At 72.1% G+C, this 19,338-nt stretch carries 15 protein-coding genes; 5 read left to right on the top strand and 10 right to left on the bottom strand.

The window, feature by feature from the left end; genetic code table 11:
* Window positions 1-62: 62 nt before the first annotated feature.
* The 4 genes from ACZ4UU_RS15540 to ACZ4UU_RS15555 form a co-directional block, all read right to left on the bottom strand.
* Window positions 63-1,301: an acyltransferase family protein gene (locus tag ACZ4UU_RS15540; protein ID WP_468040070.1), complete on the bottom strand. Its 1,239-nt coding sequence runs from the start codon at window positions 1,299-1,301 to the stop codon at window positions 63-65.
* A complete protein-coding gene (locus tag ACZ4UU_RS15545) occupies window positions 1,298-3,496 on the bottom strand; it encodes a bifunctional polysaccharide deacetylase/glycosyltransferase family 2 protein (protein ID WP_468040071.1) in 2,199 nt (732 codons plus the stop codon). The genes ACZ4UU_RS15540 and ACZ4UU_RS15545 overlap by 4 nt, the downstream gene beginning before the upstream one ends.
* Entirely contained in the window at window positions 3,496-4,524 is a 1,029-nt protein-coding gene (locus tag ACZ4UU_RS15550) for a hypothetical protein (protein WP_468040073.1), read from the bottom strand. The genes ACZ4UU_RS15545 and ACZ4UU_RS15550 overlap by 1 nt, the downstream gene beginning before the upstream one ends.
* A 763-nt stretch (window positions 4,525-5,287) precedes the next feature.
* On the bottom strand, window positions 5,288-6,253 hold the full coding sequence (locus tag ACZ4UU_RS15555) for a LysR family transcriptional regulator (RefSeq protein ID WP_468040074.1): 966 nt from the start codon (window positions 6,251-6,253) through the stop codon (window positions 5,288-5,290).
* Between the two features lie 102 nt (window positions 6,254-6,355).
* Here ACZ4UU_RS15555 and ACZ4UU_RS15560 point away from each other — a divergent pair, with 102 nt between their 5' ends.
* Window positions 6,356-7,675, top strand: coding sequence for an MFS transporter (locus ACZ4UU_RS15560; protein ID WP_468040075.1), 1,320 nt, complete (start codon window positions 6,356-6,358; stop codon window positions 7,673-7,675).
* Between the two features lie 83 nt (window positions 7,676-7,758).
* Here ACZ4UU_RS15560 and ACZ4UU_RS15565 read toward each other — a convergent pair whose 3' ends face one another.
* The gene (locus ACZ4UU_RS15565; protein ID WP_468040077.1) at window positions 7,759-9,156 is read right to left on the bottom strand and encodes a cytochrome P450; all 1,398 of its coding nucleotides are present in this window, start codon (window positions 9,154-9,156) and stop codon (window positions 7,759-7,761) included.
* A gap of 137 nt (window positions 9,157-9,293) precedes the next feature.
* On the opposite strand from ACZ4UU_RS15565, the gene yicI reads away from it, so the two are divergent.
* The 3 genes from yicI (at window position 9,294) to ACZ4UU_RS15580 (ending at window position 13,461) form a co-directional block, all read left to right on the top strand.
* Entirely contained in the window at window positions 9,294-11,546 is a 2,253-nt protein-coding gene (gene yicI, locus ACZ4UU_RS15570; RefSeq protein WP_468040078.1) for an alpha-xylosidase, read from the top strand.
* A complete protein-coding gene (locus tag ACZ4UU_RS15575; protein WP_468040079.1) occupies window positions 11,546-12,556 on the top strand; it encodes a LacI family DNA-binding transcriptional regulator in 1,011 nt (336 codons plus the stop codon). The genes yicI and ACZ4UU_RS15575 overlap by 1 nt, the downstream gene beginning before the upstream one ends.
* Before the next feature lie 122 nt (window positions 12,557-12,678).
* Complete coding sequence (locus ACZ4UU_RS15580; protein ID WP_468040081.1) at window positions 12,679-13,461, top strand: DUF899 family protein; 783 nt, start codon at window positions 12,679-12,681, stop codon at window positions 13,459-13,461.
* A gap of 21 nt (window positions 13,462-13,482) precedes the next feature.
* On the opposite strand, the gene ACZ4UU_RS15585 is transcribed toward ACZ4UU_RS15580, so the two are convergent.
* A complete protein-coding gene (locus ACZ4UU_RS15585) occupies window positions 13,483-13,848 on the bottom strand; it encodes a winged helix-turn-helix transcriptional regulator (protein WP_468040082.1) in 366 nt (121 codons plus the stop codon).
* A 110-nt stretch (window positions 13,849-13,958) separates the two neighbouring features.
* On the opposite strand from ACZ4UU_RS15585, the gene ACZ4UU_RS15590 reads away from it, so the two are divergent.
* Complete coding sequence (locus ACZ4UU_RS15590; RefSeq protein ID WP_468040084.1) at window positions 13,959-14,804, top strand: SDR family oxidoreductase; 846 nt, start codon at window positions 13,959-13,961, stop codon at window positions 14,802-14,804.
* 19 nt (window positions 14,805-14,823) lie between these two features.
* On the opposite strand, the gene dacB is transcribed toward ACZ4UU_RS15590, so the two are convergent.
* The 4 genes from dacB to ACZ4UU_RS15610 all read right to left on the bottom strand — a co-directional run bounded on the left by dacB (window position 14,824) and on the right by ACZ4UU_RS15610 (window position 19,204).
* Entirely contained in the window at window positions 14,824-16,416 is a 1,593-nt protein-coding gene (dacB, locus tag ACZ4UU_RS15595; protein ID WP_468040086.1) for a D-alanyl-D-alanine carboxypeptidase/D-alanyl-D-alanine endopeptidase, read from the bottom strand.
* 61 nt (window positions 16,417-16,477) lie between these two features.
* Window positions 16,478-17,464 (bottom strand): extracellular catalytic domain type 1 short-chain-length polyhydroxyalkanoate depolymerase, encoded by a 987-nt coding sequence (locus ACZ4UU_RS15600; RefSeq protein ID WP_468040088.1) that lies wholly within the window; start codon window positions 17,462-17,464, stop codon window positions 16,478-16,480.
* Between the two features lie 77 nt (window positions 17,465-17,541).
* Window positions 17,542-18,105, bottom strand: coding sequence for a hypothetical protein (locus ACZ4UU_RS15605; RefSeq protein ID WP_468040090.1), 564 nt, complete (start codon window positions 18,103-18,105; stop codon window positions 17,542-17,544).
* Between the two features lie 13 nt (window positions 18,106-18,118).
* Window positions 18,119-19,204, bottom strand: coding sequence for a DUF4232 domain-containing protein (locus tag ACZ4UU_RS15610; RefSeq protein WP_468040091.1), 1,086 nt, complete (start codon window positions 19,202-19,204; stop codon window positions 18,119-18,121).
* Window positions 19,205-19,338 lie beyond the last annotated feature (134 nt).

Consider the following 19,338-nt stretch of genomic DNA (forward strand, 5'->3'; position numbering starts at 1 on the left):
TTCCGCAACGCGGTCAGTGTTCCACGAGGGTCTGACAGTCGGGTACGTCGGCCGGTGGGTGTTCAGGGTCGCCCGGCGCCCTTGGCCCTGCGGCCGCCCGTCCGCTTCGTGGAACCGTCCGGCCACAACTGCGGCCTCCTCTTCGCCGCCAGGTCCTCCGCCCAGCCGAACCACACGATGCAGCTTCCGATGAGCACCCAGGTGAGGGCCAGGACCGGCCAGGGGCTTTCCAGGAGCCACGAGAAGTGCATCCACATCATGTCGACGCCCCACAGCCGGTCCCACATCGTCGCGGCGACGAGGATGCAGGTGTTGTGCCAGAGGTAGATCGTCACCGCGCGGGAGTTGAGCAGGGTGATCAGTCGGTCCCAGCGGCGCAGGCGGCGTGGCCACTCGGACCAGGAGGGGCTGAGGTGGAGGAGGAGCAGGACCGTGCCGAAGGACCAGAGGGCCTGGGCCAGGGGCATGCGGTCCAGGTCGTTGCCTTCGCCGAAGTCGTGGTTGAGGGCGTACCAGAGCCCGACCGCGGCGAAGATCGGGGCGATCGACGGCACGACGTAGCGGGGCAGCCCGCGCAGTACGCCCTCCTGGTGTGCCATGCCGAGGATCCAGCAGGCGCCGAAGGTGCTGAAGTCCGTGAGGGCGGACGGGATCCGCTCGCCGGGGAGGCTGAGGTAGCCGAGTTCGAAGGCCGCCGACAGGGCGAGCGGCGCGAGGACGGTGGCCAGCGGCATCGCGCGCAGGGCCTTGAGCAGGAACGGGGAGAGCAGGACGTACCAGAGGTAGGCGCGGATGTACCAGAGCGGTCCGGCGAGGTCGGCGGCCCAGTTCTCGCCGACGAAGCCGTGGAGGCCGGGGAGGCCCTCGCCGTACGGCGGGTCGCTGAGCGGGACGACCCAGTAGGCGAGGTGGATCCACCACCAGCCGGGGTGGCCGTCGGCGTCCGGGCCCCAGCCCTGGATCACCATGCCGCTGACGCCGACCACGCCCAGCAGCCACAGCGGGGGCAGCAGGCGGCGTATGCGGCTCTTGATGACCTGGACGGCCGGGCGCTTCAGGGAGCGGGCCATGAGGTTGCCTGCGAGGGCGAACATCACGCCCATGGAGGGGAAGACCAGGGGGAGCCAGGCCCAGCCCGTCAGGTGGTAGAGGACCACGCGGAAGAGGGCGAGGGCGCGCAGGAGGTCGAAGTAGCGGTCGCGTGCCGGGGCTTCGCCGGCGGCCTGCTCGGGCGTCTCCGGCCGCGGCGGGGTGGTCGCCGTGTCGGACGACGGAGCGGTCGTGGGGGTGGGTGGGTTCATCGGACCGGCCTCTCGTCCGCGATCGGCCGACGCTGGGCCGGGACGGTCGGCGGGGCGGACACTCCGCCCTTGCGCCGCAGCTTCTGCCAGCGCAGCCGGCCGCCGGTGAGGGCGGTGATCCAGGACTGGAGCAGGACGACGTACATGAGCTGGCGGTAGAGGATCTGCTGGAGCGGGAGGGAGATCAGCGGGGTGAGGGGCTCGCGGTCCAGGACGAAGGCGTAGGCCGCGCAGACCAGCTGGATGGCGAGGACGCCGAACCAGGCCAGGATCGTCTTCTCGGTGGGGCCGAAGACCAGGCCGTAGACGAGGAAGACGTCGATCAGCGGGGCCAGCAGCGGGGCCAGGACCATGAAGAGGGAGACGAGGGGCAGGCCGACGCGGCCGAAGCGGCCCGACGGGCCCCGTTCCACGAGCGCCCTGCGGTGCTTCCAGATCGCCTGCATGGTGCCGTACGACCAGCGGTAGCGCTGGGACCACAGCTGCTGGACCGACTCGGGGGCCTCGGTCCAGGCCCGGGCCTTCTCGGCGTACACCACGCGCCAGCCGTCGCGGTGGATCGCCATCGTGATGTCGGTGTCCTCGGCGAGGGTGTCGTCGCTCATACCGCCGACCCGTTCCAGCGCCGAACGCCGGAAGGCTCCGACGGCGCCGGGGATGGTCGGCATGCACTGCAGCACGTCGTACATACGGCGGTCCAGGTTGAAGCCCATCACGTACTCGATGTGCTGCCAGGCGCCGATGAGGGTGTCCTTGTTGCCGACCTTGGCGTTGCCGGCGACCGCGCCGACGCGCGGGTCGGCGAACGGCTGGACGAGTTCGCGGACCGTGGACGGCTCGAAGACCGTGTCGCCGTCCATCATCACGATCAGGTCGTGCCGGGCGTTGGCCAGGCCGCGGTTCAGGGCCGCCGGCTTGCCCGCGTTGAGCTGGCGGATGACGCGGACGTTCGGCAGGCCGAGACCCTCGACGATCCGGGCCGTGCCGTCGCTGGAGCCGTCGTCGATGACGATGATCTCGACGGGGTGTTCGCTGCGCATCAGGGAACGCACGGTGTTCTCGATGCACTTGGCCTCGTTGTACGCCGGGACCAGCACCGACACCGGTTCGGTGACCGGCGCGTTCGGGCCCCAGCGGAAGTCGCGGCGGCGGGTGCGGCGGGCGTGGATGCCGGAGAGCAGCAGCATCAGGCCGAAGCGGGCGATGACGAGGGAGCCGATGACGGCGAGACCGACGACCAGGATCGCGGTGATGTTGTCGGAGGCGTCGACCAGGAAGACCCAGGCCTTGCCCTTCCACAGGTCGAGGCCGGTGACCCGGGTGTGCGCGCTGGGGGCGTCCAGGGCCTCGGTGAGGTTCTGGAACTCGTAGCCCTTCTCCTGGAGTCGGGGGATGAGCCGGTCCAGGGACCGGACCGTCTGGTGCCGGTCGCCGCCGGAGTCGTGCATCAGGACGATCGCGCCCTTGCCGGGCTTGGGCGTGGCGTTGCGGACGATGGCCTCGACGCCCGGCTTGCGCCAGTCCTCGCTGTCGGTGTCGTTGACGATCGTGATGTACCCGCGGCTGCCGATGTACTCGGTGACCGGCCAGGAGTTGTTGTCCATGCTCTCGGACTTGGACGAGTACGGCGGCCGGAACAGGGAGCTGCGGATGCCGACGGCGCCGGCGAGCGCGAGCTGGTTCTGGGACAGCTCCCAGTCGACGCGCTTCTTGGACTGGTAGGAGAGGTCGGGGTGGTTGAAGGTGTGCAGACCGATCTCGTGGCCCTCGTCCACCATGCGCTGGACGAGGTCCGGGTAGCGGGAGGCCATCGTGCCGGTGATGAAGAAGACGGCGTGCGCGTCGTTGCGCTTCAGGGCGTCCAGTACCTTCGGCGTCCACTCGGGGTCCGGGCCGTCGTCGAAGGTGAGGACGACGCTGTCGTCCGGCACCCGCAGCGTGGTGGCCTTTCCGCCGCGGGTGTCGATGACGGGGCCGCCCTTGAGGATGTCCTGCGGGACCTTGTCGTTGGCGGCGGCGGGCGCCACTCGGTAGTCGGCCAGGATCTCGCTGTGGACGTAGCCCCGCAGCATCAGCATCGCCATCAGCGCGACGAGGACGAGGCAGGGCAGCAGCAGGCGCATGGGTACGCGGCGGCGCCGGGAGCCGTCGGGGGCTCCCTTCGCGGGGCCGTGACGGCGGGTGCGGGATGCCATCAGAGGGTGTACTCCGGGGACGGGGCGGCGGGGGCGGAAGCGGTGTCGCCCGGTTCCTGGGCGATGGGCGACGGGTCGCTCGGACCGTCGGCGACCGTGCCGGTGCCGGGTTCGTCGGTGGTCGGGGTGTCGGTCGGCTCCTCGGTGGGGCCGCCGCCGTCCGTCGGGGTCGGTTCGGGGTCGGGGCCGGGATCGGAGGGCTCGACGGTCGGATCGGTGTCCCGGGTGGGGTCCGTGTCCGGTTTCACGGTGGGCTGCGTGGCGCTCGGCTTCGGGTCGGCGGACGCGGCCGGGCTGTCCACGCCGGCCGACGCGCCGGGCTCGGAGGCGCCGACGCCCGGGGACGGGGTCGTGTCGGCGCCGGCCGTCGGGGAGACGCCCGGGGAGACGCTGCCGGTGCCGGAGGGCACCGGTGCCGACTCGGCGGGCAGCGGCGGGGTGTCGACCTGACCGGCCGGCTGCTCCTTGGGTCCCTCCACGGGCAGCCACGGCGCGTCGGAGTTGCCGGACAGCACCGTGGCGACGATCACGACGGCGTACACCGCGCAGGCGAGGGCCACGGCCATGCCGATCCGGCGGAAACGACGACTACGACGCCCGGACTCGTCGACGAACACCGGCCCGTCGGACCCCTCGCCGCCCCCGCCCGGCGCGTCCTTGGCCGCGCGCAGCATGTTGTCCAGCTGTAGTCCGACGCCGTCGAGCTGGATGGTGACCTCGTGCGGGTCGTGGGTGGCACCGGGCGCGCCGGCCCCCGTTCCCGCCTCGGCCTCTGCCTCGGAGGACTCGTCGCCCTCGGCCCACGGGTCACGGACGGCGGGTGCGGCCCGTGTCTCACCGGGCGCCTGGAACGGGTCGTTCCGGGAAGCCGGGGACGCGTCGGCCCTGGCGGCCGGGGAGGCCGAGGACGCGTCGGCCCGGGAGGCCTGCGACGCGTGGCGCCCGGCAGCCGCGGACGCGCCGCTCCTGGAGGTCGAGTGCGCACCGCCGCCGGAAGCCCGAAAGGCACCGTTCCCGGAAGCCGACAACGACCCGTTCCCGGAAGCTCGGAACCCGCCGCTCCCGGAACCCGGGGCCGTCCCGTTCCCGGAAGCACCGAACACGCCACCCCCGGAAGCTGACGACGCGCCGCCCGTCGTGGCCGACGACCCGCCCCTCCCGGAAGCGGGAGACGGACCGCCGCCGGAAGCCGACGCCCCGTCGCCTCTCCGAGTCGGCGGGCGTCGGTCGAAGGCCGACCAGGGCTCCGTCTTCCCCGGGGGCCGAGCAGAGCCCGCCGCCGGTCTCCCGACCGCCGGAAGCACCGCGGTCTCGTCCACGTCGGAGGCGGACACACCGGAAGCGGACACACCGGAGGCGGATCCATTGAAGGAGGAACCGGAAGCGGACGAACCGGAACCGCCCCCCAGGACCCGCGTCTCGTCGGCGTCCGAGGACGCGCGTCCGCCATCGTGGAGTATCTCCGTCTCCCCTGCCTCGGACCGGGAGCGATGGCCCCGACCAGGGACCTCGGTCTCCCCGGTCGCCGGGAAGGCCTGGGTGTCACCCCGGGAGCCCCCCACGGAAGAGCCGCCTCCGGAGCCCCCAGCGATCTCGGGCCACTCCGGTTGGGCGTCTTCTCGCCACTTCTTCACACGCACGCACATCCCCCCACGGGACCGTTCTGGGTGCGCGTACGACACTGAGCACCCGTCGCCGTACCGAGCCCCCACCCGGCCGAGCGCCCCCCACTACCACACCGTGCTCAGGCCACGAATGTAGCGCACGCGGAGGTTTCGTGTTTGCGATGTGTCAATCCTGCGCGCCCATAGTGGCCGAATCCATGGCCGAAAGCCATCCCTCCGCGGGCCTTCGCAGCCAGCCCTCCTCGGCCGCGACCTGGGCCGCAGCCCGTCGAAGGGTGTCGAACGCGGGGTGCGCGAGCCCCTTTCGCCACACCAGGGAGACGGGTGACAGCGGCACCGGATCGATCAAGGGACGCAGCACCGTCCGGGGCATGGGCGGGAAGTCCACGACGACGAGCACCGGTGTCCGTGTCTTGGCCATGACCCGCTCGAACTCCTCGTCGCCCACGGCGAGCGGAGCGGGCGCGGCGACCTCGATGCCCCGCCCGTCGAACAGCCGGCGCGCGAGGTCGGTCCACTCCGGAGTACGGGGGTTCCCGGCGCCGGCGTAGACGACCTCCCCCGCGAGCGCGGCGAGCGGTACCGCCTCCAGCACCGCCAGCGGATGGTCCTCCGGGAGCAGGATCGCCATGGGCTCGTAGCGGACCGGCTGGTGGTCGAGCCCCGCCCGCAGCGCCGGGTCCAGCCCCGCGAACCGTCCGAAGGACGCGTCCAGCCGCCCCGCGACCATCTCACCGGCCGCCCACGTCAGGCCGCTCTCGTAGCGGGCCATCAGCTCGTACTCGGGGGCGAGTTCGCGGGCCCGGTGCAGGACCCGGCGCGGGGTGCCCAGGCCCGGCGAGTTGAGGTCCACCAGCAGGGCACGGGCCTGCCCGAAGGCGGCGAGCAGATCGTCCTGGGCCTGCAGGGCCCGGCGCGCGTACGGCACCAGCCGCTCGCCGTCGCCCGTCAGCGTGACCTGCCGGGTCGTCCGTACGAACAACTCGGCGCCCAACTCCCGCTCCAGCCGCCGCACGTCCCGGCTGAGCGCCTGCTGGGCGACGTACAGCCGCGCCGCGGCACGCGTGAAGTGCAGTTCCTCCGCGACGGCGAGGAACGCGCGCAGGAGCCGGGGGTCGAGGTGTGCGGGCATGCCGGGAAACATACAGCTCACGCCCGTCTCACAACACAGGTGCGTGAATCAGGGCCCAGCAGGTGTTGGACCCCGTGATCCACTGAGGGCGACGGTGGATCCATGCCGCAACCGTCGTACAGAGAAGCCCCGAAGACCCCGAAGAACCCGAACCTCCCGAACACGCCGAACAGCCCGAAAGCCCCCCTTCTCACCCTCACCGCCGACACGATCGTCGCCGTCGACTTCGGCAGCCGCACCAGGAACCGGCCCCCCGGCCCGTACCGCCGGCTCTTCACCCACCCCGGCACCCGCGCCTTCACCCTGGCGAATCTGACGGCCCGCCTGCCCATGGGCATGTTCAGCGTGAGCGCGGTCGTGATGATCGCCGGCACCCGGGGTTCGTACGCCCTCGCCGGCGCGGTCACCGCGACCGGTCTCGCGGCGACCGCGCTGGCCGCCCCCTGGACGGCGCGGCTCGTCGACCGGTACGGACAGGCCCGGGTCGCCGTGCCCGCCACGCTCTTCGCCGCACTCGGCAGCCTCGCGCTGCTGCTGTGCGTGCGCTACGACGCCCCGGCCTGGACCCTCTTCGCCGCGTACGCCGCCACCGCGACCACCCCCAACACCGGCGGGATGTCCCGCGCCCGCTGGGCGCACCTGCTGAAGGGCGACCCCGGGTCCCTGCACACGGCGAACTCCTTCGAGCAGGCCGCCGACGAACTGTGCTTCATGCTGGGCCCGGTGCTCGCGGCCTTCCTGTGCGGGACGTTCTTCCCGGAGGCGGGCACGCTGGTCGGGACGGTGCTCCTGGTGACGGGCGTGCTGGTCTTCGCGGCCCAGCGCGCCACGGAGCCGCCGCCCCGGGGACACATGGCCGGGAAATCGCCGCTGCGCGCCCCCGGCATGCCCTCGCTGCTGGCCGTCTGCCTCGCCATGGGCGCGGTGTTCGGCTCGACGGAGGTCGTCACCATCGCCTTCGCGGACACCTCGGGCCACCGCACGGCGGCGGGCGTGGTCCTCGCACTCCAGGCGGCCGGCTCCTGCGCGGCGGGGCTGCTGTACGGCCGGCTCAGGCTCTCGGGCCCCGCCGAGTACCGCTACCCGTGGTGCATAGCGGCGATGACCGCACTCCTGACCCTCCCCCTGCTGGCCGCCACCCTCACCGGCTCCCTGGCCCTGCTGGCCCTGGCCCTCCTGACAGCCGGCATGGCCACGGCCCCCACCATGATCACCAACATGGCCCTGGTCCAGCAACGCACCCCACCGACCCGCCTCAACGAGGGCATGACCCTCGCGGTGACCGCCCTCCTCGGCGGCATCGCCACCGGCAGCGCGATCGGGGGCTGGACAGCGGAGCACCTGACCCCGGCAGCCGCCTACGGAGTCCCCCTCACGGCAGCGGCCGTGGCCCTACTGGTCGCCCTCGCTGCAACGCCCTGAAGGGGCGCGGGGAACTGCGCGAGCGACCACGACGGCGCCGCAGACGACCAGGAACCCATCCCAAGGCCGCCCGCCCCCCACCGCTAAACCCGCGGAGCGACCCGCACGGCCGCCGGCCCCTTCGCCATCAACGTGATCCCCGCCCCGAGCGGCACCTCCCCCGCCCCCACCTCCTCGAACACGAACTCCCGCACCAACACGGCCAACCCCGACACCGACTCCAGCATCGACAGATGCTGCCCGATACACGCCCGCGGCCCTCCGCCGAACGGGAACCAGGCGTATCGCGGCCGCCGCGCCTCCGCCTCGGGAGTGAAGCGGGAGGGTTCGAACCGCTCGGCGTCCGGCCAGTGGTCGGGGTGGCGCTGGGTGACCCAGGGGCTGACCAGGAGGTCGGCCCCGGCGGGTATCCGTACGCCGTCGATCTCCGCCTCGGCCACGGCCCGGCGGCCGATCACGGGCGCGGACGGGTACAGCCGCATCGCCTCCTTCAGCACCATCGTCAGATACGGCAGCGCCTCCATGTCGTCCGCGGTGGGCTCCCGCCCGCCGGGGCCGCCGAGCGCCTGGTCGACCTCGTCCCGTACGCGCCGCTGTTCCTCGGGGTGCCGGGCGAGGAGGTGCAGGGCGAAGGCGAGTGCGGTGGCGGTCGTCTCGTGGCCGGCCAGCAGGAAGATGAGGACCTGTTCGCGGAGTTCCTCGGCGTCGAGGCTGCCGTCCTCGGCGTTCTCGGCGTGCACGAGGAGGGTGACCAGGTCCTCCCGGTCGTCCCGGACACGACGGTCCCGGCGGCCGGCGATGATCCCGTCGCACAGCGCGTGCAGTTCCGCCTGGAGGCGTCCGGCGCGGCGGTTGGCGGGGGTGGGCCAGGTGCGCGGCGGCTTCAGCGGGGAGAAGCCGCGCTTGAGGGAGTACTCCTGGAGGGCGGGCAGGGTGCGCTCGATGACCTCGAACGCCTGCTCCACATCCGTTCCGAAGAGGATCCGGCCGACGACGCGCAGCGCGAACCGGTGCATTTCACCGACCAGTTCGACGGTCCCGTAGCCGCCACCGTTGCCCGCCGTCCCCCGCCACGCGGCGGCCAACGCGGTCGCCTCCTCGGCCACCTGGCCGGCGTATCCGTTCACCCGGCGGCGGGTGAACAGCGGCTGCACGAGGCGCCGTTGACGCAGGTAGGCGTCGTCCTGGCTGGTGAGCAGCCCGTTGCCGACGGAGTGGCGCAGTTCCTCGTAGAAGGTGTTGTCCTTGCGGAAGTTGGCGGCCTGGGTGGCCAGCACCTGCTGGGCTCCCTCGGGTGAGAACACCGCGTAGATCTCGGACCGCAGTCCCGGTGGTCCGGCCCGGAAGCGCACCACGTCGCCGTGGTCGCGGCGGGCCCGCAGATAGGCGGCGAGAGGATCGTTCAGCAGGTCGCTCATCGAGCCGAGCAACGCGCTCCCCGTCACGATCGGCGCCTGGGCGGCCGTCGTCGTCATCGTCATGGTGCCCCCATTCCCGTGTCGCCCCATTGACTCACCCCCGGGTCGCACATACCTTCGCCAATCGAAGCGCTTCGACACTATTGATCGAAACGATTCGACAGAGGACCGAGGACCGGACGCTGCAAGGGATCCCCCACATGAAGTTCACCGACGGCTACTGGCTGCTGCGCGAAGGCGTCACCGCGGCCCACCCGGCCGAAGTCCTGGACGTCACCGAGTCGGGCGGCGCCCTGGAGATCCACGCGCCGACCCGGCCCATCCGCTCGCGCGGCGACCTGATGACGGGACCGGTCATGACGATCAACGCCCACACCCCGATGCCCGACGTCATCGGCCTCACTCTCACCCACTTCAGCGGTGAGCAGCCGCGCGGCCCCGAGTTCGAGGTCACTGAGTCGGCGGAGACGGTCCCGCAGATCTCGTACGACGACGAGCACGCCACCCTGACGTCCGGCGCCCTGTCGGTCCGGGTCGCCCGCGCCGGTTCCTGGCAGGTCGACTTCCTGGCCGACGGCCGCACCCTCACCTCCAGCGGCCCCAAGAGCATGGGCATCATGCGGGACGCGAGCGGGGCGCACTATCTGCGCGAGCAGCTGGGTCTCGGTGTCGGTACAGCCGTCTACGGACTCGGCGAGCGCTTCGGCCCGCTGGTCAAGAACGGGCAGGTCGTCGACATCTGGCAGGCCGACGGCGGCACATGCAGCGAGCAGGCGTACAAGAACGTGCCGTTCTTCCTGACGGACGCGGGCTACGGTGTCTTCGTCGACCACCCGGGCAAGGTCTCCTTCGAGGTGGCCTCGGAGGTCGTCTCCCGGGTGCAGTTCAGCGCGGAGACCCAGGAGCTGACGTACTACGTCATCTACGGCCCGACCCCGAAGGACATCCTCCGCAAGTACACGGCCCTGACCGGCCGTCCCGCGCTGCCGCCCGCGTGGTCGTTCGGCCTGTGGCTGTCGACGTCCTTCACCACGTCGTACGACGAGGGGACGGTGACGTCGTTCGTGGACGGCATGCGGGAGCGCGAACTGCCGCTGTCCGTCTTCCACTTCGACTGCTTCTGGATGCGGGAGTTCCACTGGTGCGACTTCCAGTGGGATCCGCGCGTCTTCCCCGACCCCGAGGGGATGCTGGCCCGGCTGAAGGCGAGGGACCTGCGGGTCTGCGTCTGGATCAACCCGTACATCGCCCAGCGCTCCCCGCTGTTCGCGGAGGGCAAGGAGCTGGGGTACCTGCTGAAGCGGCCGGACGGGAGCGTCTGGCAGTGGGATCTGTGGCAGCCGGGCATGGCGCTGGTCGACTTCACACTGCCGGCCGCCCGCGACTGGTACGCGGCGAAGCTGGAGGCCCTGCTCGCGCAGGGCGTCGACTGCTTCAAGACCGACTTCGGCGAGCGGGTGCCCGTCGACGTGGTGTGGTCGGACGGCTCCGACCCGGAGCGGATGCACAACTACTACACGTACCTCTACAACCGCACCGTCTTCGACGTGCTGCGCAAGCACCGCGGCGAGGAGGAGGCGGTGGTCTTCGCCCGCTCGGCGACGGCGGGCAGCCAGAAGTTCCCGGTGCACTGGGGCGGCGACTGCGAGGCCACGTACGAGTCGATGGCGGAGTCGCTGCGCGGCGGTCTCTCGCTGGGCCTGTCCGGGTTCGGGTACTGGAGCCATGACATCGGCGGCTTCGAGGGCACGCCGTCGGCCGCGCTGTTCAAGCGGTGGCTGGCGTTCGGGCTGCTGTCCTCGCACAGCCGGCTGCACGGGTCGTCGTCGTACCGGGTGCCGTGGCTGTTCGACGAGGAGTCGGTGGACGTGGCCCGCCACTTCATCCGCCTGAAGCTGCGTCTGATGCCTTATCTCTACGAGGCCGCCCGCACCGCCCACACCGAGGGCGTGCCGATGATGCGGGCGATGGTGCTGGAGTTCCCGGACGACCCCGGGTGCGCGCATCTGGAGCGCCAGTACATGCTCGGGCCCGACCTGCTGGTGGCGCCCGTGTTCAGCGACGAGGGGGACGTCTCGTACTACGTCCCCGAGGGCACCTGGACGGACTTCGTCGGCGGGCGGACGGTGACCGGGCCGCGCTGGGTGCGCGAGAAGCACGACTTTTCGAGCGTGCCGCTGCTGGTGCGGCCGGGTGCGGTGATCCCGGTGGGCGCGGTGGACGACCGGCCCGACTACGACCATGCCGACGGTGTGACGTTGCGGGCCTTCGGGCTGGAGCGGGGCGCACGGGTGACGGTGCGGGTGGGGGAGGTGGCCTTCACGGTCGTACGGGAAGGGGACACCTTGCGGGCGTCGTGCGGCGATCCGGCCGCGCCCTGGGGGCTGGCGGCGGGTGAGCGCGAGGTGCGGGCGCGGGCGGGGACCGGGTTTCTCTCCCTGGAGCTGGGCTGATGGTGAAGATCACGGACGTGGCACGGCATGCCGGGGTCTCCCCCAGCACCGTGTCGTACGTGCTCAGCGGCAAGCGTCCGATCTCCGAGGAGACCCGGCGCCGCGTCGAGGAGTCCATCCGCCTGCTCGGCTACCACCCGCACGCAGGCGCTCGCGCCCTGGCCGGCCGCAGGTCGAACGTGCTGGCCCTGGCGGTGCCGCTGCGGCCGGGCATCGACGTGCCGGTGGCGATGCGGTTCGCGGTGTCGGTGGTGACGACGGCCCGGCGCCACGGCCATGACGTGCTCCTGCTGACCCAGGAGGAGGGCGAGGAGGGGCTGCGGCGGGTCGTGGACACGGCGTTGGTGGACGGGCTGATCGTCATGGACGTGCAGCTGGACGATCCGCGGCCGGCGCTGTTACGCGGCCTGGACCGGCCGTCGGTGATGATCGGCTTCCCGGCCGATCCGGAGGGTCTGACCTGCATCGACCTGGACTTCAAGGCGGCGGGTGAGGCGTGCGTGGAGCATCTGGTGCGGCTCGGCCACCGGGCGGTGGCGCTGGTGGGGTCGCCGCCGGAGGTGTACGTCCGGGGCACGGCGTTCGCCCAGCGGGTGGTGCGCGGCTTCACCGCCGCCGCGGACCGGGGGCGGCTCGTCTCCGCCGTGCACCCCTGCGAGGCCTCGCCCACGGCGGCTCGCGCGCTCGCCGAGCGACTGCTGCGGGAGCAGCCCGGGTTGACGGGGGTCGTCGTCCACAACGAGGCGGTCCTGGAGCCCCTGATCGGGGCGTTCGAGGAGCTGGGCCTGCGGGTGCCGGCCGACCTGTCGGTCACCGCGATCTGCCCGGACGAGCTCGCCGCGTCGCTGCGGGTGCCGGTCACGTCGATCGCGCTGCCCGCCGACGAGGTCGGCGCGCGGGCCGTGGAGCTGCTGATGAGGAAGCTGGACGGGGCGGCCGTACCGGAGGCGACACTGCTGCCGCCGAGGATGACGGAGCGCGGGAGTACGGCGCCGCGGGCGGTCGCGTAAGGGTGGCTCTCAGGGAGCGCGCGTCGTCGCGATGAGTTTCGGGTGGGCCGGGAGTCTGGTGTGGTGACCGGCGTAGGACGGCTACGCCGGTGCCCGCGAAACGAGACGCCACGGAGGACGCCATGCCGACCACGCCGGACGAACCGACCACCGAGCTGCCCGGCCGCCCGCCCGTCGTCGACCTGGCCACCTGGCAGGCCGCCCGGGACGAGCTGCTGGTCCGCGAGAAGGCCCACACCCGCGAGGGCGACGCCATCGCCGCGGCCCGACGGCGGCTGCCGATGGTGGAGTTCGACGGGACCGTCGAGGTCGTCGGGCCCGACGGGCCGGTGCCGTTCCTGGACCTGTTCCAGGGGCGCGACGAGCTCGTGGTCTACAAGCACATGTGGTACGACGGCGCACCGCACCAGGGGCAGTGCGGGGGCTGCACCACCACGGCCTGGCACCTGAAGGACGCCGTCTACCTCGACGCCCGCGGTGTGTCGTTCGCCGTCCTGACCACGGGCCGCTGGGACGAGGTGGCCGCCTACGTCGAGTTCATGGGCTACACCCAGCCCTGGTACTCGGTGCGCGGCGTGGACGGGCCGGCCGGCGGCCACATGGGGTACCTCACCGGCTATCTGCGCGAGGGCGACCGCGTCTTCCTCACCTACTCCACGACGGGCCGCGGCAACGAACGGGTCAACGGCTCCCTCGGCCTGCTCGACATGACGCCCTACGGCCGCGGCGAGGCGTGGGAGGACAACCCCGAGGGCTGGCCCAAGGGCGGCAACGCGTGCTGGTCCTGGCGCTCGGACGCGGACGGAAACGCCACCTGGGGCCCGACCAGCCGCCCCGTCCCCCAGTGGACCCGCCCCGGCGCCACCCCTGTGGACACCCTCGGCCGGCGGGGCCACCACCACTGACGCGCCGGCGGCGCGGGCGCCCTACCTCTGTTCGCCCGCCGCGTCGAACTCCCGCCTGGCCCGCTCGACCTTCGGAAGGTGCTGCGCGGACCAGTCGGCGAGGTGGGCGAAGACCGGGGCCAGGCTGCGGCCGAGGTCGCTGATCTCGTACTCGACCCGCGGCGGCACCTCGGGGTGGTACGTGCGTACGACCAGGCCGTCGCGCTCCATCTGACGCAGCCGCTGAGTGAGGACCTTCGGCGTGATGGTGCCGATGGCGCGCTGGAGTTCGACGAAACGCTGCCGGCCGAACTCGTTCAGCGTCCACAGGATCGGCGTCGTCCAGCGGCTGAAGACGAGATCGACGACCGGGGAGATGGGACACGCCTGCTCCGAGTCACTGCCCATCAGGTCCCTCCCAGGGAAGTCACTTTCTTCTAGGTACCTACTATATCGAGGATGCTAGCGTCACGGCCATCGCTCAACTCCACCCGTTTTCCAGGACTTTGGGAGTACTCGTGATCGCTGTGACCGGAGCCTCCGGAAACGTCGGCCGTCCGCTCGTCGAGGCGCTCGCCCGCGCGGGCGAGAAGGTGACGGCCGTGTCCCGCCGTCCCCTCCTCCACGAACTCCCGGAGGGCGCACGGCATGTCCGCGCCGACCTCGCCGATCCCGCCACCCTGGGCCCGGCCCTGGACGGCGCGGACGCCCTGTTCCTCCTGCTCGCCGGTGAGCTGCTCGGCGGCGGGGCGCCCGCGGTCGAGGTGCTGGCGGCCGCCCAGGAGGCCGGCGTGCGGCGCGTCGTCCTGCTCTCCTCGCAGACCAACGGCACCCGCCCGGACGCCCTCTCGCACGTCCGGCTGCGGGAGTTCGAGGCGGCCGTACGTTCCTCGGGCCTGGCCTGGACGATCCTGCGCCCGGGCGGCTTCGCCTCCAACGCCTACGCCTGGAGCGAGACCGTCCGCACCCGGCGCACGGTCTTCGCCCCGTTCGCCCACGTCGCCCTGCCGGTCGTGGACCCGGCGGACATCGCCGAGGTCGCCGCCGCGGTCCTGCGCGACGAGGGCCACGCAGGACAGACGTACGTGCTGACCGGACCGGCCGCCGTCACCCCGCGGCAGCAGGCGGCGGCACTCTCCGCGGCGCTGGGCGAGCAGGTGGACTTCGTGGAGCTGACCCGTGAGCAGGCGCGTGAGCACATGGCGCGGTTCATGCCCGAGCCCGTGATCGACGGCACCCTCGACATCCTCGGCGCGCCGCTCCCCGCCGAACAGCGGGTCAGCCCCGACATCGAGAAGATCCTCGGCCGCCCGGCCGGCCCCTTCGCCCGGTGGGCCCGGCGCAACGCCCACGCCTTCGCATGACGCCGATGCGTCGCGTGTCTCAGCACTTCAGCGGCTTGCGCCATGAGCACTCGACGTCGGCCTTCGTGTCACTCCTGAGCGTGGCGGCCGGCGCCGCGGCCTCGGCGGTCGACCTGGCCAGCGTCACCACGATGGCGTCCTCCAGGGCCTTCACGGACGAGGCCAGATAGTTGTTCAGGACGATGCCGTAGACGAGTTCCCGTCCGTCGGCGCCGGTGACGTACCCGGAGAGAGCAGACGCCCCCGTCAACGACCCCGTCTTGGCGCGGGCGTTGAGCGCGGCGGGCGTGCCGCACATCCGTGAGCGCAGGGTGCCGCCGACGAACCGGTCGGGGTCGCAGGCGACGGGCAGCGAGCGGTACCAGTCGGCGTACCAGGGCTCGGCGCGCACGGCGAGGAGCAGCTCGACGAGTTGCCCGGCGGGGAAGTTGTCCATCCGCGAGAGCCCGGACCCGTCGACCTGCCGCACCTTTCCGGCGTCGACGCCGACGCCCTTGAGGTAGCCGCTGATCGCCGCCAGCCCGGCGCCCCAACTCCCCTGCCGCGAGACCTCGTACCCCATGGCCTTCGTGAGGATCTCGGCGTGCATGTTGTTGGAGAGTTTCATGAACGGGATGAGCAGTTCCCTCAGGGGCATGGACCGATGGGACGCCAACTCCACGGCCGCGCCGGGCGTCTGGCGCCCCAGCCGGGTGGGGCCGCTCACCCTGACCCCGTGCTCCGCGAGTGCGTCCCGGAACACGGCGGCGGCGTATCCGGTGGGCTCCCACACGGTGGCCCACTCCTTGGCACCGGCGCCGCCGACCGGGGTCGTCCCGCTGACCACGACCGTGTTCGTGCCGTGCTCCCGCTCGACGGTGAGATCGTTCGTCCCGCCGGCGGCGACGGTCGTGGCCCGTACGTCGATGTCGACGTAGTCGGTGTCGGGGGTGACGGACACGACCGGCTCGTCACCGGCCTCCTCCCCCGGCGCGACCGTGACGATCACGGTCCCGGTGTCGTAGTCGGTGTCGGGTGCCACGCTCAACGCGCTGATCTGCGCGGAGTAGTAGGAGGACTCGTCGTCGGCGGCCCAGGACCGCCCGAGCCGTACGTCGTCGAACCGGGTGTCGTCGGCGAGCAGCCGCCCGTCCACGCGTTTGATCCCGGCCGCGGCGATGCGCGCGGCCAGTTCGTCGTAGTCGTCGGCGAGCAGGGTCGGGTCGCCGGTGCCGCGCAGATACAGGTCGCCGCGGAGCACGGAGCCGTGCCGCCGTCCGGTGGCCAGCACATCGGTGGTGAACCGGTACTGCGGCCCGAGGATCTCCATGGCCGCCGCCGAGGTGGCGAGCTTGGTGTTGGAGGCGGGCATCAGCCGGGTCGAGGGCAGATGCTGGTAGAGGAGCTCACCGGTGCCGGCGTCCGCGACCACGACGCCCGCCACGCCGCCCTCCATCCGCGCGTCGCCCAGGATGGTGTCGACGGCCTCCGGCAGGCCGGTACGGTCCGCGTCCGCACCGGCCTGCGCGCCGGGCCCCAGGACGGCGGCGACGAGCGCCACCGCGACGGGCCAGATCCACGTTCTTCCACGGGAGTTGAAGCCTCTCCCGGACGTTCTCACGGGTCCGCTCATGCTTCAGCAGCATCCCGGACAACCGCCCCCGGCAACAGAGCGCCTCGGTCCCTCGGCCGGCTCAGCCCAGCCCCCAGGCCCGCCCCATCCGATACGCGCCGCACAGGTTCACGTCCAGGACATACGCCCCCGCGCTCCCGCACTGCTCGCTCCCGCTCCCCGGATCGACGGGCTGGCCGTGCCCCATCCCGGTGACGCCGTACGTCTCCACGACCGCACGCCCGCCCGCGTCGCGGAAGACCTGGTGCGGATACCCGGCGACGGTGTCGCTGACGTCGGCGGCCTGATCGGTCCCGTGCACCTCGGTCCACTGCCTCGCCAGGTCGGTCATGTTGACCGGCTTCACGGTGTGGTCGGCCGTGCCCTGGAAGGCGACGAGCGTGGGCCAGGGCCCGGTGAACCCGGGCCGGACGGCGCGCACCCGGTCGCCCCACTGCTTCGGGGTCTGCGTGGCCCCGACGTACATGCACACGTACGGCGACCCGGCGGCCTGCGCGCACCCGTACGGCAGCCCGGCGACGATCCCGCCCGACGCGAACTTCTCCGGGTACGCCGCCATCATCACGGCGGTCATCCCGCCCCCGGCGGACAGCCCCGTGACATACACCCGTGACCCGTCCCCGGTGGCGTCGGCGAGCTGCCGGTCGACCATCTGCGCGACGGACGCGGCCTCGCCCTGGCCGCGCGTGATGTCGCCGCCGAGGAACCAGTTGAAGCAGGAGGAGGCGTTGTTGGCGGTCCGCTGCTGCGGCAGCACGACGGAGAAGCCCCAGCGGTCGGCGAGCTGGAGCCATCCGCTGCCGGTGCCGTATCCGGAGGCGTTCTGGGTGCATCCGTGCAGCGCGACGACCACGGGCCGGCCGGCGGGCAGCCCGTCGGGGACGTACCGGAACATGCGCAGGGCACCGGGGTTGGTGCCGAACCCGGTCACCTCCTGGAGTGAGGCGGCCGTGGCCCGGCCGGGCGAGAGGAAGGCGGCGATCAGGGCGGCGACGAGAAGGGTCGCCCCCAGGAGGATTCGACGGCTTGCGGCTCTGGTCTGTGTCATGCGGAGGGACCGTAGAAGCACGAACGACCCGTCGATATGGAGTCGGACACCACAACCAACGCGTCCGCCATGGTGGTTCACTCGGTGAGCGAGCCGTCCTTACGGAACTGCCGCACGAACGTCCCCGGGTCGCGTACGACCTCCCACAGGCTGGCCCCGAGCAGCAGCAGGCTGCTGACGAAGCACACCCAGAACACGAACTGGGCGCCCGACGCGAGGTTGTCGGTGCCGCCGCCCTCATGGAGGCAGTACGCCTGCGGGGGAAACGCCTTGGAGACGCCGACACCGCCGTAGTACATCGAGCACGGGTCCTCGCCGGGATCCTTGGCCGTGTCGTCCGCCGTGACGACCACCAGCCAGGCCAGCGCCGCCACCGGGACCGTGACGAACACCGACATCTTCGTCCAGAGGGGCAGGCGCGGGTGGCCCAGTAGTCCGTTCAGTGCGATCAGTACGGCGACGAAGACCGCGCCGACGACCACGGCGGCGAACGTCTTACCGAGCACCGTGTGCAGCAGCCAGACCACCCCGGCCACGGGAGGCGTGGTGAGGACGACGACCTTGACGCCGGGCGGGATCCTCGGGTGCGCGAGCAGCCCCAGCGCGACCGCACACCCGAGGGCGAACAGGAAACCGGTCACCGGGGGCCGCGCTTCACGGGGAGGGGAAGGTCGGCGAGACGAGGGACGGAGGCGGCGGCGTCGGCCGCTCGGCGCCGGTGCCGGTCGCTCGGGAGGTCTCGTCCTTCTGCCACGGCCCGACGCCGAGCTGCCCCGTCGTCCCGAGGTCCAGCTCCGGCTGCACGATCACAGGGGCGGCACCGGACTTCGCCCGCACCCGGACGTACGGCACGTTCACCGGGTCGCCGACCCCGGCCTCGGTGGTGTTCCGCCAGGCGAGCGTCGACTGGGCGGCCTCACCGGGCCGCAGGGCCACGCGCTGCGGGCTTTCGCCCCCTCCGACGGCGGAGCTGATCCGACCGGTCCCCTGGAGGATCCGCACACCGTCCACCGAGCCGTGGCGCTCGTCGAGGAGTTCGAGCTCCGGGTAGCCGTTGAGCTCGTAGGTCTTGGTGCCGCAGTTGACGAGATGCAGTCCGACGACACGCAAGCCCATGGCGCCGTCCCCCTGGTCCGCGTAGACGTGCACGCCGGACGCGGGGCACGGCCCCGAGGCGGACGCCGCCTCGTCGGCGGGAACGCTGCGCACCTTGAGCACGTCGATGCCCGACACCTCGGGGGCGTGCGTGACCGACTGCCTCATGGCGACGGCTCCCTTGACGGTCCGCCCCGGTCCGACGGCCTGGACGGTCTGCTCGACGTTGTCGACCGCGCCGCCGGACGGCGAGAGGAAGGTGAAGGTCACCGTGTAAGTGACCGTCTTCGTCCCGGAGTTGGTGATCTCGAACGCGGCCGAGTAGTCGGCCTCGCAGCCGCTCCCCACGTCCCAGGCGTACAGGCCGGTGACCTGCACGCCGTCCTCGTCAGGACCGGTGGCAGAGGGCAGGGGCAGCGGCGTCGGCGTACCGGACGGGGTGACGGACGGGTCGTCCCTCACGGAGGACGGCAGGCTGCCGTACTGGGAGTAGCCCGAGGGGCACAGCGCGGCGGCGTTGACCGACACCCCGGAGCCGCGCGCCCCGGTCGCGTCATCCCCTTGCGTGGCGCTCTGGGAACCACACGCGGTGAGCAGCAGGACCCCGGCGAATGCGGCGGGGACGGTACGCGAGGCGGTAGGCATCCGCCCAGCTCACCAGGCTGGGGACGCCCAGGCTGTGACGGAAGCCATACCTCCGGTCACAGCGCTGTCACAGATCACGAAGGACACAGATCACGAAGGACACGGTCCGGGCGTGCCGGCCGAGGCCTGGCCCG

It is taken from the genome of Streptomyces sp. NPDC028907, assembly GCF_055564995.1.